Annotated in this window: 9 protein-coding genes; 3 read left to right on the top strand and 6 right to left on the bottom strand. The window is 53.3% G+C overall.

Annotation, left to right across the window (positions count from 1 at the left end; all coding sequences use genetic code 11):
• Positions 1 to 124: 124 nt before the first annotated feature.
• The 3 genes from bioD (at position 125) to C813_RS35345 (ending at position 7,532) form a co-directional block, all read left to right on the top strand.
• Positions 125 to 820 carry a dethiobiotin synthase gene (gene bioD / locus C813_RS35355; RefSeq protein ID WP_017456673.1) on the top strand — a complete coding sequence of 232 codons (696 nt, stop codon included), beginning with the start codon at positions 125 to 127 and terminating at the stop codon, positions 818 to 820.
• Positions 821 to 916: 96 nt separating this feature from the next.
• Positions 917 to 3,772, top strand: coding sequence for an RHS repeat protein (locus tag C813_RS35350; RefSeq protein ID WP_017456674.1), 2,856 nt, complete (start codon positions 917 to 919; stop codon positions 3,770 to 3,772).
• Between the two features lie 865 nt (positions 3,773 to 4,637).
• Positions 4,638 to 7,532 carry an RHS repeat-associated core domain-containing protein gene (locus C813_RS35345; RefSeq protein ID WP_238593026.1) on the top strand — a complete coding sequence of 965 codons (2,895 nt, stop codon included), beginning with the start codon at positions 4,638 to 4,640 and terminating at the stop codon, positions 7,530 to 7,532.
• Between the two features lie 120 nt (positions 7,533 to 7,652).
• On the opposite strand, the gene dmsD is transcribed toward C813_RS35345, so the two are convergent.
• The 6 genes from dmsD to C813_RS35315 all read right to left on the bottom strand — a co-directional run bounded on the left by dmsD (position 7,653) and on the right by C813_RS35315 (position 13,664).
• Positions 7,653 to 8,264, bottom strand: coding sequence for a Tat proofreading chaperone DmsD (dmsD, locus tag C813_RS35340; protein WP_017456675.1), 612 nt, complete (start codon positions 8,262 to 8,264; stop codon positions 7,653 to 7,655).
• Between the two features lie 39 nt (positions 8,265 to 8,303).
• Positions 8,304 to 9,161 carry a dimethyl sulfoxide reductase anchor subunit family protein gene (locus C813_RS35335; protein ID WP_017456676.1) on the bottom strand — a complete coding sequence of 286 codons (858 nt, stop codon included), beginning with the start codon at positions 9,159 to 9,161 and terminating at the stop codon, positions 8,304 to 8,306.
• A 1-nt stretch (position 9,162) separates the two neighbouring features.
• On the bottom strand, positions 9,163 to 9,780 hold the full coding sequence (locus C813_RS35330) for a DMSO/selenate family reductase complex B subunit (protein WP_017456677.1): 618 nt from the start codon (positions 9,778 to 9,780) through the stop codon (positions 9,163 to 9,165).
• A gap of 10 nt (positions 9,781 to 9,790) precedes the next feature.
• Positions 9,791 to 12,229, bottom strand: a complete 2,439-nt coding sequence (gene ynfE, locus C813_RS35325) for a selenate/tellurate reductase subunit YnfE (RefSeq protein ID WP_017456678.1) — start codon at positions 12,227 to 12,229, stop codon at positions 9,791 to 9,793.
• A 149-nt stretch (positions 12,230 to 12,378) separates the two neighbouring features.
• Entirely contained in the window at positions 12,379 to 12,660 is a 282-nt protein-coding gene (locus C813_RS35320; protein ID WP_017456679.1) for a DUF1161 domain-containing protein, read from the bottom strand.
• An 86-nt stretch (positions 12,661 to 12,746) separates the two neighbouring features.
• Positions 12,747 to 13,664: a LysR substrate-binding domain-containing protein gene (locus C813_RS35315; RefSeq protein WP_017456680.1), complete on the bottom strand. Its 918-nt coding sequence runs from the start codon at positions 13,662 to 13,664 to the stop codon at positions 12,747 to 12,749.
• Positions 13,665 to 13,719 lie beyond the last annotated feature (55 nt).

Here is a 13,719-nt window from a genome sequence, read left to right as displayed (position 1 = left end):
ATTTTTACACTGTTGCCATAAAAATTGCGCTACCTCAATCTTGCCCCCTGGCAGTTACCTTAGACTTTCCCCACTGAATTATTTTCCTGGTTTATATTTTCGTAGAACAACGGTGGGATGAGTGATGCTTAAGCGTTTCTTTGTAACGGGTACAGACACTTCTGTCGGGAAGACAGTGGCGTCCCGCGCGCTACTCCAGGCGCTGGCAGCCAGTGGTAAAACGGTGGCAGGTTACAAGCCTGTTGCCAAAGGGAGCAAAGAGACGCCGGACGGGCTGCGCAATAAAGACGCGCTGGTGCTGCAAAGCGTTTCGTCACTGGAGCTACCTTACCAGGCGGTCAACCCCATCGCATTAAGCGAAGAAGAGAGCAGCGTCGCGCACAGTTGCCCCATCAATTACACCCTGTTGTCGAATGGTCTGGCTGATCTGTGCAATCGCGTCGATCACGTGGTTGTGGAAGGCACCGGTGGCTGGCGTAGCTTAATGAATGACTTACGCCCGCTTTCGGAGTGGGTGGTGCAGGAACAGATGGCGGTGGTGATGGTGGTGGGTATTCAGGAAGGGTGTCTCAACCACGCCTTGCTGACCGCGCAGGCCATCGCCAGCGACGGCTTGCCGCTGATTGGCTGGGTGGCGAACCGCATCAACCCCGGCCTTGCGCACTACGCCGAAATTATCAACGTACTGAGCAAAAAACTGCCCGCGCCGCTGGTCGGGGAGTTACCGTATCTGCCGCGCCCGGAACAGCGCGATTTGGCGCAGTACATCAATCTGCAAATGGCGACCGGCATGTTAGTTGCCGACCGTATTCTGGCCTGACGCGGGCCGTTCGCTTACAACCCGCTATTCCTGTTTCTCCGCTTATACTCTTTATTGCATTTGATGCAAAAGTAGGCAATTTAAGCGGAGGATCTTATGAGTACATCCCTTTACAGTAAAACCCCGTCCGTCACGGTGCTTGATAACCGTGCTCTGCTAGTACGCGCTATCGCGTATCACCGCCATCCGGACACCCTGGACATCACCGATGAATGCATCACCCGCCATCAGTTTGATGCGCGCGGTCTGCCGTCACAAAGTGCTGACCCGCGTCTCTATGCCGCCGGGCTGGCGAATTTCAGTTATCTCAGCGACCTGAACGGCACGGCGCTACGCACGCAGAGTGCGGATGCGGGTACATCCGTTGCCCTGAATGACGCCTCCGGGCGGGTTTTTTTACAGGTCAGCAATATTGGCGAGGGTAATGAACGCAGCGCCGCCGTGACCCGCACTTTTCAGTATGAAGATGCCAGCCTGCCGGGGCGGTTGCTCGGCATTACTGAGCAGGCTGCCGGGGAAAACGCACGCGCCACCGAACGGTTTGTCTGGGGTGGTCATTCCGCAGATGAACAGAGCCACAATCTTGCCGGTCAGCCAGTGAGCCATTACGACCCGGCAGGTCTGCTTTCGACGGGCAGCGTTTCGCTGAGCGGCGTGCCGCTTTCCGTCACCCGCCAGTTGCTGCCGGACGATGCCGAAGCAGACTGGCAGGGCGTGGACGCCTCGGCGTGGAACGACCTGCTGGCGGGCGAAACCTACACGACCAACGGCACGGTCGACGCGGCCGGGAATGTGCTGACCACCACCGACGCGAAAGGTAATCTGCAGCGCGTGGCGTATGACGTGGCGGGTCTGCTGAAGGGAAGCTGGCTGACGGTGAATGGCGGTTCAGAGCAGATTATCGTGAAATCCCTGACGTATTCCGCCGCCGGGCAGAAACTGCGCGAGGAGCACGGCAACGGCGTGGTAACCACGTACAGTTATGAAGCGGAAACGCAGCGTCTTATTGGTATTAAAACGGAACGTCTGTCTGCTGCAAAAGTGCTGCAGGATTTGCGCTATGAATATGACCCGGTGGGCAACGTGCTGGTTATCACTAACGATGCTGAGGAGACGCGTTTCTGGCGCAATCAGCAAGTGGTGCCCGAAAACCGCTACGCCTACGACAGCCTGTACCAGCTGGTCAGCGCCAGCGGGCGCGAAATGGCCAGCGCGGTGCAGCAGAACAGCAGCCTGCCAGCTTATTCCTCCTTTGATGACGCCACCTACACAAACTACTCCCGCACTTACACCTACGACAACGCCGGAAACCTGACGAAAATCCGGCACAGCGCACCCGCGTCCGGCAATAACTACACGACATCAATTACAGTCAGCAGCCGCAGCAACCGCGCGGTGCTCAGCACGTTTACGGAAAACCCGGCCGATGTCGATGCGCTGTTCACCGCCGGCGGGCAGCAGAAACAGCTTTTACCGGGGCAGAATCTGTTGTGGACGGCGCGCCAGGAGTTGCAAAAAGTCACGCCCGTCACCCGCGACGGCGCAGCCGACGACAGCGAAAGTTACCGTTACGACGCCAGCAGCCAGCGCATCGTCAAAATCACCTCGCAGCTGACCGGCGGCAGCACGCAGACAAAACGGGTGATTTATCTGCCGGTGCTGGAGCTGCGCAGCAGCGCAGCCGAAGAATTAGAGGTGATAACAGTAGGAGAGGCCGGACGTGCGCAGGTGCGGGTGCTGCACTGGGAAAGCGGGCAACCTGCCGGTATCAGTAATGACCAGATTCGCTACAGCTACGACAACCTCACCGGCAGCAGCAGTCTGGAAGTGGACAGCAGCGGCGAACTTATCAGTCAGGAAGAGTATTACCCGTATGGCGGCACGGCACTGTTTGCCGCCCGCAGCCAGCTGGAGGCGGATTACAAAACGATTCGTTATTCCGGTAAAGAGCAGGACGCCACGGGGCTCTATTACTACGGTTACCGTTATTACCAGCCGTGGGCGGGACGGTGGCTGAGCGCAGATCCTGCCGGCACGGTAGACGGGCTTAATTTGTTCAGGATGGTCAGGAATAATCCCGTAAGATTTAATGATCAGAACGGATTTCTTGCGGACGATGCCGTCAAACTGGCTTATTACACTATGCTTACTGAAGGTCGAATGTTTAGTGGTTATATAGAGGAAGAACCAGAAGATATTGATGCCGCACAAGATATTATTGCCCGGCAGTCCGGACGTAATCTGGCAAGACTAAGAAAACGCTTTAATGAACCTGCCGAAGGTTCACTTGAATCAGTATTTTTGAAAAAGTTTGACGAGGCTCCTTTTAATATTACACATCATTCTGATAAAGATTTTTCAAGTCCTGAAGGTAGTGTCCATTTTTTATCTCGTCATCAACTTGAGCAACGAGGGATAGCATTTAATACGGAAAATACTGAGGCTTTAGATATAAGTATGTTAGCGACCACCCATTTCGCATTTTTTTCTTTGGGGCTAAAAAGTGAGAGACAAAAAGGCAAGAGTCGATTTGGGAATGTTGGTTATCATATTGATTTTGAAGCCATGAAAGATCATAAGGATTTTTCTCTTTTACAAACTCACGATATCCTTAATGCACTGGACAGATCGCCGATTTCAGACAGGAAAAAGGCACTCTTTGCTACAGAAGATGACTTAATTGAGTTTAACTTCGGTCTGCAACGAAACTTTGATGCTGATGAAGGAGAGGCTACTGTTGGCTCGATCTATTACGGTAAAGATATGAGCGAAGGACTCAAACTATCGGTGGTAAATGATTTTAAAAGATTAGGTGAAGGGACGAGGGAAAAACTTAAGGATGAAGCCACTGCGGATATTAACAGTGTTGTACAAACATTTTATCGGCCTCAGTTACTGGTTCCTGGAGGGATAAAAATAAATAAACAACACTATACAATAATACATCATTAATTCATATGTAATACTTTAAGACTTGTGAGGAATATATATGAGATATCTGGCAAAAAGTGATTTCTATGTTGCGTCAGTGCCCGGATTTTTGATTTAGATCCTGCTGATGTTTATCATGTGCATGTCATGTAAAAAAGGGGGGGGGCATATTTTTTGCCCACCTCGTGATCGAGGGTACATCCGCTTACCGGGAAAATGACCAGCCGGCGTGACATCACGCCGGCTGATATTCTGTTGCTTCTGTCGTAAGTGCTTTAAGGTCAGCAACAAAACGTTTCAGATATTCCTTTCAGATTGCTGCCTTAGATCTAGTATATAAGATTTCAGCTGTGCCAGTTTATCGTACCGTTTGCTTTGTATTCTTCTCTTAACGGTTATTTTCTGCTAATCATCAGGACTACTGTGTTAATGTGAAAAGAAGGGTTTTCCGCAAAATAAAAAGGATTTTTCTGAAAATAACGGAAAGATAAACTTAGTGAGGTGAAAAAATGGTTAGGCTTGATATTTTTTAAATAATCTAAGTGTGACAGGTGGCGTGATTTTTATACGTAATGAGAAAAATTCTGGTGTGTTGTTGTCTGTAAGGGAACATCTTTTCTTGATGTTTTGAATATTGTTATGTTGCTGATGTTTTTATTCTTATAACTACCGGTAGTTCCTGGTTTTTTGGGGAATATAATAAGGCTGATTTTATAGGGCTTGGCATTTAAATATTAAAATTAATTTTATTATTTCTTGTCATAGATTTGTTCATTTTTCATAGCAGTATTAAAAATAATTCCCGGATAAAAATAACACCAGCAGCCTATACTTTTTGTGTAACCGACAAGTTGTATTAAGCACAAACTTCAATGAGGAAAGGCTAATGAGCACATCACTTTACAGTAAAACCCCGTCCGTCACGGTGCTTGATAACCGTGCTCTGCTAGTACGCGCTATCGTTTATCACCGCCATCCGGACACCCCGGCCATCACCGAAGAACGCATCACCCGCCATCAGTTTGATACGTGCGGTCTGCCCTCTCAGAGCGCTGACCCGCGCCTGCACGCCGCCGGGCTGGTGAATTTTAGCTTTATCAGTGACCTCGGTGGTACGCCGCTGCGCACGCAGAGTGTCGATGCCGGAACGACCGTAGTGCTGAACGACGCCGCCGGGCGGATTTTTTTGCAGGTCAGCAATATTGGCGAGGGTAACGAACGCAGCGCCGCCGTGACCCGCACTTTTCAGTATGAAGATGCCAGCCTGCCGGGGCGGTTGCTCGGCATTACTGAGCAGGCTGCCGGGGAAAACGCACGCGCAACCGAACGGTTTGTCTGGGGTGGTCATTCCGCAGATGAACAGAGCCACAATCTTGCCGGTCAGCCAGTGAGCCATTACGACCCGGCAGGTCTGCTTTCAACGGGCAGTGTTTCGCTGAACGGCGTACCGCTTTCCGTCACCCGCCAGTTGCTGCCGGACGATGCAGAAGCAGACTGGCAGGGGGCGGATGCCTCGGCGTGGAACGACCTGCTGGCGGGCGAAACCTACACGACCAACGGCACGGTCGACGCGGCCGGAAATGTACTCACCACCACCGACGCGAAAGGTAATCTCCAGCGCGTGGCGTATGACGTGGCGGGGCTGCTGAAGGGAAGCTGGCTGACGGTGAAGGGGGGGACAGAGCAGATTATCGTGAAATCCCTGTCATACTCCGCCGCCGGGCAGAAGCTGCGCGAGGAACACGGCAACGGCGTGGTAACCACGTACAGTTATGAAGCGGAAACGCAGCGTCTTATTGGTATTAAAACGGAACGTCTGTCTGCTGCAAAAGTGCTGCAGGATTTGCGCTACGAATACGACCCGGTGGGCAACGTGCTGGTTATCACTAACGATGCCGAGGAGACGCGTTTCTGGCGCAATCAGGAAGTGGTTCCCGAAAACCGCTACACCTACGACAGTTTGTACCAGCTTATCAGCGCGACCGGGCGTGAAATGGCGAACGCGGTACAGCAGGGCAGCAACCTTCCACCCTATTCCTCTTTTGACGACGCCACCTACACGAATTATTCCCGCACATACGCCTACGACAACGCCGGAAACCTGACGAAAATTCAGCACAGCGCACCCGCGTCCGGCAATAACTACACGACATCAATTACAGTCAGCAGCCGCAGCAACCGCGCGGTGCTCAGCACGTTTACGGAAAACCCGGCCGATGTCGATGCGCTGTTCACCGCCGGCGGGCAGCAGAAACAGCTTTTACCGGGGCAGAATCTGTTGTGGACGGCGCGCCAGGAGTTGCAAAAAGTCACGCCCGTCACCCGCGACGGCGCAGCCGACGACAGCGAAAGTTACCGCTATGACGCCAGCAGCCAGCGCATCGTCAAAATCACCTCACAGCTGACCGGCAACACCACGCAGACAAAACGGGTGATTTACCTGCCGGGTCTGGAACTGCGCAGCAGCGCAACCGAAGAATTGCAGATAATAACGGTTGGCGAAGCCGGCCGCGCGCAGGTGCGGGTTTTACACTGGGAGAGTGGTCAGCCTGACGGCATCAGCAATGACCCGATTCGTTACAGCTACGACAACCTGACCGGCAGCAGCAGTCTGGAAGTGGACAGCAGCGGTGAGTTAATCAGCCAGGAGGAGTATTACCCCTATGGCGGCACGGCGCTGTTTGCCGCCCGCAGCCAGCTGGAGGCGGATTACAAAACGATTCGTTATTCCGGCAAGGAGCAGGATGCCACGGGGCTCTGTTACTACGGCTACCGCTATTACCAGCCGTGGGCGGGACGGTGGCTGAGTGCCGACCCTGCGGGTACGGTGGACGGGCTGAACCTCTTCAGAATGGTGCGCAACAACCCCATCACGCTTCACGATAACAATGGGCTTGCACCCGTCGCAAAATCCCTTACCGCGCATGTACAACGCGCCGGTTTACAGGCCGAGCCAGTAGAAAGTTATCAGGATGTTTTTCATGCCATATTCCATGTTCATGGTGAGGCGGCATATAACGAGGTATGGGCAACGCTTAGCGAAAGTATCCCATTAAGCAGCTCAGAACCTATCACCAGGGAGCATATGGAAGCGATCGCAGATTTTATCGAAAAAAAAGAAATAATTTCTGGAATGGTGTATGCCAGCACGACACCAGAGGATATCCCAATAGATATCAGTGAAGTACAAGCCCATCTGCATAAAATCCCCCTGAATATATTGAAAAAAGTACATTCATTAGGTCAATTTATCACCGCGACGAATGACAACATTACCAATCACCCTAGCCGTCATCACTTCAAAGGCATTACACCAAGAGGATGGCCTGATGATTTAACATGGGATTCGGTTCCCGGGGTAGGTGCAGAAGGTAAAGGGGCTGCGGAAGGAATGCATCCTGACGAAACAATAATTGCTTTAAGCCAAAATCAGCACGGAGGTTGGTCGCTGGCAGAGGGACATACCTCAACGAGTTTAGTTCTACACGAATATGCGCATGCGATTGATCGCAGTCTGGGCGAAAAGGCGCTGATGGGACCAAGGGGAACCGGTGATGTTGGGGACTTTTTGAGTCGACGTAATAGTTTCATTTCGGTTTGGGAACAAGATTTAAGCCATACAGATCCCGCATCCGATGATTATTATTACTGGCAAGGCGGCAGTGAAGGGGGCGCAGAAGAAGCCTTTGCTGAGGGATTTAGCGAAATATACTCAGGGAAAAATGTCCACAATTGGCCAAATGTGAAATCCTATATTTCACATAAAATGCAACATCTCTAATGGGTCATTTATAAACGTTGAAGCATGAAGAATATTTTTGACCTGATAAATGGCGCGTGGTGGATAATCATTCACCATTTCTTTAAAGCGGAACGTCCAAAGACGTTCCGCTTTGTATTTTCAGCGAAACAGCGGTTTTTGCGCCACCGGAATAAGCAACTGTGATTGCCACTGCGCCAGCGTAAGCCGTGCAAGTTGCCCCAGTGCGGTGAAAAACGGGTGCTGCGCGTTATCACAAAACTGGGTAATAAATCGCCCGCTCCACGGCAGCAGATGCCAGGCCAGTAATTGATCGCAGGCGGCGTGATTGCCTTGTTCCGCCAGCCATGCCGCCATCAGCAGCAAGGTACCGAAGTGATCTTCCGGCTCGTTTTGTCCGGTATCGAACGCAATGTTGTTGTCGCGCATCCACTGGCGCAGCGCCAGCGTCGAGTCGCCAAACAGTACGCTCTCTTTGTCCAGCCATACCGAACCCCACGGCGGCGCGGGAAGCGCCCATGGGCCGATCAATAATCGTTGCCAGGCCTCGTTTAGCGGCTCGTCACAAGGCTGCGCGAATGCGTCAGCCAGCGGAATAAGTGTCTCTTCCGGTAACGGCCATTGTTCCAGCCACTCGCGGCTGCGTAGTGCGGCGATGAGCGGCGCGGAGGGTTCGCTCTCCGGCGGATAATAAAACAGCGCGCCCAGCACGCGGGCGGTAAAAATAAAGGACTCGCGGGTTGCGTCCGTCATGCTTTCTCCAAAAAGCGCGGGTTTCCCCGCGCACTGTTATTAACCCGCGACGGCAACGCCAACGGTCATATGCAGGCCGTAAAACAGGCCACGGCCAATGATTTCACCGGCGACTACCAGCACAACGCCCGCCAGCAAGCTGCTGGCTTTCGGCTGTCTGCGCATTACAAGCGGGCAGATCCAGCAACCGAGACCGAGAGCGACCAGCAATAAACGCACCACCTGCAACAGGCCGTAATCTGGCACCAGCGCAACGGCTTGCTGCACTGAGCTGTGGGTTTCGCCAAGCTGTATGCTCTGCAACATCACTACGGCAACGCTTGCGATAAGTGCCGCGACGCTGATGGCGGCAAAACGCGAAGCCGGAAAGCGCATGCCCGCCAGACGCAGCAGCAACGCCGCCAGCAGCGGCCCCCCCGTCAACATGGTGAGGAAAAATGCGGCGGTGGTGTAGCCGTTATGCCAGGTCGGCACGGTATCAATCTGGTAAACCCGCGTCATCGCCCAGACAAACAGCACCCCCAGCACCATGCTGATAATCAGCCAGCCGCGCCCTACTGAGATGGGCAGTTTGCCAAGCCAGGCCAGTAGCCACCAGAAACCGCCGACGGCGAAAAACAGCGATCCGGCGGCGATTTCATTACTCAGTGACGATGCGGCAATACGATTTAGTGAGTTAAACGCACGCAGCGGTGAACCGAGGTGCATCATTGAGGCGATAAAACCGATGCCCATCAATACCCAGAGAAAAAACTGGCTGCGGACAATTCGCACCTGGCCGATAGTGTCATCTTTGGCGTTCATCCAGACGAAGCCAGTGACAATCAATCCGCCCGCCACGCACTGGCCGAGCACCGTAAACAGAACCAGCGGCCATTCATGCCATCCGTTTCCCATCTCACACCTCCTGCGGGTTTGCCAGATAGCCGGTGGTATCCCCTGTCGGGCGGCTGTTGGCGTTTGGTTTGATGACAATATTGGGCTTCGTGAAGTGCGATGCCGGAAGCGGGGCGATAGCAGCGAGTTCTCCATGCTGCTTACGCAGTTCCTCAATCGGGCCGAAATCGAGCGCGCGCAGCGGGCAGGATTCCACGCAGATTGGCTTTTTACCCCCGGCGACGCGGTCATAACAGCCGTCGCATTTGGTCATATGGCCTTTCGCGGCGTTGTATTGCGGCGCGCCGTACGGGCAGGCCATATGGCAGTAGCGGCAGCCGATGCAGACATCTTCGTCCACCACCACAAAACCGTCTTCCCGTTTATGCATCGCACCGCTCGGGCAGACTTTGGTGCATGCCGGATCTTCACAATGGTTGCAGGAAATCGACAGATAATAGGCAAATACGTTCTGCTGCCAGACACCGTTATCTTCTTGCCAGTTGCCGCCAGCGTATTCATACACGCGGCGGAAGCTGACGTCCGGGGTTAAGTTTTTATAATCTTTACAGGCCAGTTCGCAGGTTTTACAACCGGTGCACCGGGCAGAATCGATAAAAAATCCATACTGGGTTGTCATCGGCTACTCCTTAAACCTTTTGAATGTCGACCAGATTAGTGTGCTGCGGGTTGCCTTTCGCCAGCGGCGAAGGGCGGTGCGTGGTCAGTGTGTTCATGCAACCACCGTGGTCAACGCGATCGCCGTCCATATTAGCCTGATGCCAGGCACCCTGGCCCATGGCACTGACGCCCGGCATGATGCGCGGCGTCACTTTCGCGGTGATACGTACCTCTCCGCGCTCGTTAAACACGCGTACCATATCGCCCTGTTTGATCCCGCGCCGTTCAGCGTCGATCGGGTTGATCCACACCTCCTGGCGACACGCTTCCTGCAGCACATCAATGTTGCCGTAGCTGGAGTGAGTACGGGCTTTGTAATGAAAACCGAATAATTGCAGCGGGAATTTCTCGCGCGCCGGATCGTCCCAGCCTTCAAACGTTGAGGCGTAAACCGGCAGCGGGCTAATCACTTCGTCTTTATCTAATTCCCAACTGTTGGCAATTTCCGCCAGCTTGCTGGAGTAGATTTCAATTTTGCCGGAGGGGGTTTTCAGCGGGTTGGCGATCGGGTCATCGCGGAATTTTTTATAGGCAACAAAATGGCCGTTCGGATCTTTGCGCTTATAAATGCCCATCGCTTTCAGGGCTTCATAAGAGGGCAGTTGCGGATCTTTGGCGACCATTTTGGCGTACAGGTATTTCAGCCACTCTTCCTGCGTGCGCCCTTCGGTAAATTTCTGGTAGATATCCGGCCCCAGGCGGCGAGCGATTTCGCTGGTTATCCAGTAAATCGGTTTACGTTCGAACTTCGGCGCGGTAACAGGCTGGAGGAAAATCAGGTAGCCCATGTTCCCGGCATAATCATTGGGGATGATGTCTTCCTGTTCGACGGTCATCAAATCCGGCAGCAGAATGTCGGCATACATCGCCGATGAGGTCATAAAGTTCTCAATGACCACAATCATTTCGCACTTGCTGTCGTCCTGCAGTATATCGTGAGTACGGTTGATGTCGCCGTGCTGGTTGGTAATGGTGTTACCGGCATAGTTCCAGATAAATTTAATCGGCACATCAAGCTTATCTTTGCCGCGCACACCGTCGCGTTTGGCGGTCATTTCCGGGCCGCGTTCGATGGCATCGGTCCAGGTAAAGCACGAAATCGACGTTTTCACCGGATTTTCCGGCATCGGCATCCGTTCAATGGTGATGGTGTAGGTGGATTCGCGCGCACCGCTGTTGCCGCCGTTGATGCCGACGTTACCCGTGAGGATCGGCAACATGGCAATGGCGCGTGAGGTCAACTCGCCGTTGGCCTGGCGCTGCGGTCCCCAGCCCTGGCAGATATAGGCGGGTTTGGCGCTGCCAATTTCCCGCGCCAGTTTGATGATTTTATCGGCGGGAATACCGGTGATGCGCGATGCCCACTGCGGTGTTTTGGCGATACCGTCTTCGCCCTGACCGAGAATATAGGCTTTGTAATGGCTGTTGGCGGGTGCATCGGCAGGCAGCGTTTTTTCGTCGTAGCCGACGCAATATTTATCCAGAAACGGTTGATCGACGAGGTTTTCGTTAATCAGCACCCACGCCATACCGGCAACCAGCGCGGCATCGGTGCCCGGACGAATCGGCACCCACTCATCTTCGCGTCCGGCGGCCGTATCGGTATAACGCGGATCGATAATGATCATCCGCGCATTTGAGCGTTCACGTGCCTGCTCAAGGAAATAGGTAATGCCGCCGCCGCTCATGCGGGTTTCCGCCGGGTTGTTACCGAACATCACCACCAGTTTAGTGTTTTCGATATCCGAGGTGCTGTTGCCTTCATTAGAGCCGTAGGTGTAAGGCATCGCGCAGGATATTTGCGCGGTGCTGTAGGTGCCGTACTGGTTAAGAAAACCGCCATACATCGCCATCAGGCGGGCAATGATTGATGCAGAAGGGGAAGAACGGGTGATGTTGCCGCCAACAATACCGGAGGAGTAATTAATGTAGACCGCTTCGTTACCGTATTTTTGCACCACTCCTTTCAGGCTATTGGCGATAGTATCCAGCGCTTCGTCCCAGCTAATACGTTCAAACTTACCTTCTCCGCGTTTACCGACGCGTTTCATGGGGTAGTTCAGGCGATCCGGATGGTTGATGCGCCGACGAATAGAACGCCCGCGCAGGCAGGCGCGTACCTGGTGATTGCCGTAGATATCCTCACCGGTGTTATCGGTTTCGACCCAGTAGACTTCATCGTCACGGACATGCAAACGCAGCGCGCAGCGGCTACCGCAGTTGACCGAGCAGGCCCCCCACACCACTTTGTCTGGCGCGGGTTGCATCGCCTGTTGTACGGCAGCAGCGGCAGAACGCAGGCCAAAGGGCAGGGAAAAACTGCCGGCTGCCAGCGCAAGCGACCCTAAAGCAGTGGATTTCACCAACGTTCGTCGGCTGATCCCACCCTGGTGTTCAGTGTCGGACATAGCTCACTCCATTATTATTTATAATAAAAAGAAATTGCCTGGTGTATTAAAAGCAGGCTAATGAAGTGATCATGTTAATCATTAGGGAGTAGAAGAATCTTAAGCGTGATCAAGTAGAGGGAAATCCCCTGAAATTAAGGGGATTTTAGTTACTGTGCGCCGGTGTTTTCTTCGCTTTGCTGAGCAGCACCGCTGTTGCGGGTGTAAAGAATTTTATAGGTGTCATTGGCGCAATGACCGACGACCTGCGAACCTGCCTGGTCAGCCTGATCATTAGGCACGATGGTTAGCGTAAATCCCGTTTCCGGCACGCCATTATTAATAATTCGCTGCTGAATATCGGTTTTTACCCGCTCGCATGAATCCGGCGCAGCGAACGCCGGTACAGAACCCACCAGCAGTAATGCGCAAAGCCAACGTGAATAATGCATCCTCGTCTCCTTTTGTTTTACCCGCTCTAAGCTTAGCACCTGCGATGCCCGCAAAAGGTAAATATCTGAATCATCTGAATAAGCCGTTATTGCTGTTTTAATAACGCCACTTCCGGCGGGAAATAGACTGGTACGGCGGTACTCAGGAATTCGCCAAGACGGTCGATATTCTTTTTGCGCGGCGAATCTTTTGGCCACACCAGCCAGTAGCTGTCGCCAGTGCTCAGTGCTTGCGGGAAGGGGAGTGTTAGCTGATTTTGCGCCAGCGCGGGCAGGCTGAGCAGCAGATCGCCAACCGCAACGCCATGACCACCGATTGCCGCCTGGTAGGCTTGTTCCAGCGTGTCAAACACCGCGCCGCCGCCAAGGGCAAGCGCGGGAAATAAACCGCTCCCGGCCTGCCAGCGCCGCCAGTCGCGGCGATCGCGCGACGGGTGAATTAAGGTGCAACTGCTTAGATCGCGTTGCGCCAGCGGTTTAAGCGCCGGGGCACAAAGCGGGATCAACCACTCATCAAATAAGCGCAGGCTTTGCGTGTACTCACCAAAATGGCCGTTGCCGAGCAGGATGGCGCAATCGAAGGGTTCTGTGCGGAAATCGACGGTGTCGATATCCATCCACACACTGCTGATCTCCACCTGCGGCGTGCTGTGTTGCTGGCGAAAGGCGTTTAACACATCTAATAACCAGCGCATCGTCAGCGTCGACGGGGCTTTGAGCCGCAGTTGATGCTGGTGGCTGCGCAGTGTCTGACAGGCATTTTCCAGTTGCAAAAAACCGTCCTGTAAACGAACAGCCAGCTGGCTTCCTGCGTCGGTCAGGGTAATTTTCGGGCCATGGCGCAGAAACAAACGACACCCAAACCACTCTTCAAGGGTGCGAATATGGCGGCTTATCGCACCGGGCGTGACATTGAGAAAAATGGCTGCCTTGCTAAATGATTCCATTTGTGCGGCAACAGTAAATGCCCGTAGTGCATAGAGTGGTGGCAGATTTTGGTTCATTCGTTCGTTATCCATTGTGAGTTTTTTGCACAGTGAGCGGCAGTTTAACTCGTTT

It is taken from the genome of Kosakonia sacchari SP1 (assembly GCF_000300455.3).
Taxonomy (GTDB): domain Bacteria; phylum Pseudomonadota; class Gammaproteobacteria; order Enterobacterales; family Enterobacteriaceae; genus Kosakonia; species Kosakonia sacchari.
This window is presented reverse-complemented; position numbering and strand designations above follow the sequence as displayed.

Excerpts from the sequence above, each read along its gene's own strand:
- bioD (WP_017456673.1), top strand. The coding sequence starts at position 125 with ATGCTTAAGCGTTTCTTTGTAACGGGTACAGACACTTCTGTCGGGAAG.
- dmsD (WP_017456675.1), bottom strand. The coding sequence starts at position 8,264 with ATGACGGACGCAACCCGCGAGTCCTTTATTTTTACCGCCCGCGTGCTG.
- C813_RS35320 (WP_017456679.1), bottom strand. The coding sequence starts at position 12,660 with ATGCATTATTCACGTTGGCTTTGCGCATTACTGCTGGTGGGTTCTGTA.
- ynfE (WP_017456678.1), bottom strand. The coding sequence starts at position 12,229 with ATGTCCGACACTGAACACCAGGGTGGGATCAGCCGACGAACGTTGGTG.
- C813_RS35330 (WP_017456677.1), bottom strand. The coding sequence starts at position 9,780 with ATGACAACCCAGTATGGATTTTTTATCGATTCTGCCCGGTGCACCGGT.
- C813_RS35315 (WP_017456680.1), bottom strand. The coding sequence starts at position 13,664 with ATGAACCAAAATCTGCCACCACTCTATGCACTACGGGCATTTACTGTT.
- C813_RS35345 (WP_238593026.1), top strand. The coding sequence starts at position 4,638 with ATGAGCACATCACTTTACAGTAAAACCCCGTCCGTCACGGTGCTTGAT.
- C813_RS35335 (WP_017456676.1), bottom strand. The coding sequence starts at position 9,161 with ATGGGAAACGGATGGCATGAATGGCCGCTGGTTCTGTTTACGGTGCTC.
- C813_RS35350 (WP_017456674.1), top strand. The coding sequence starts at position 917 with ATGAGTACATCCCTTTACAGTAAAACCCCGTCCGTCACGGTGCTTGAT.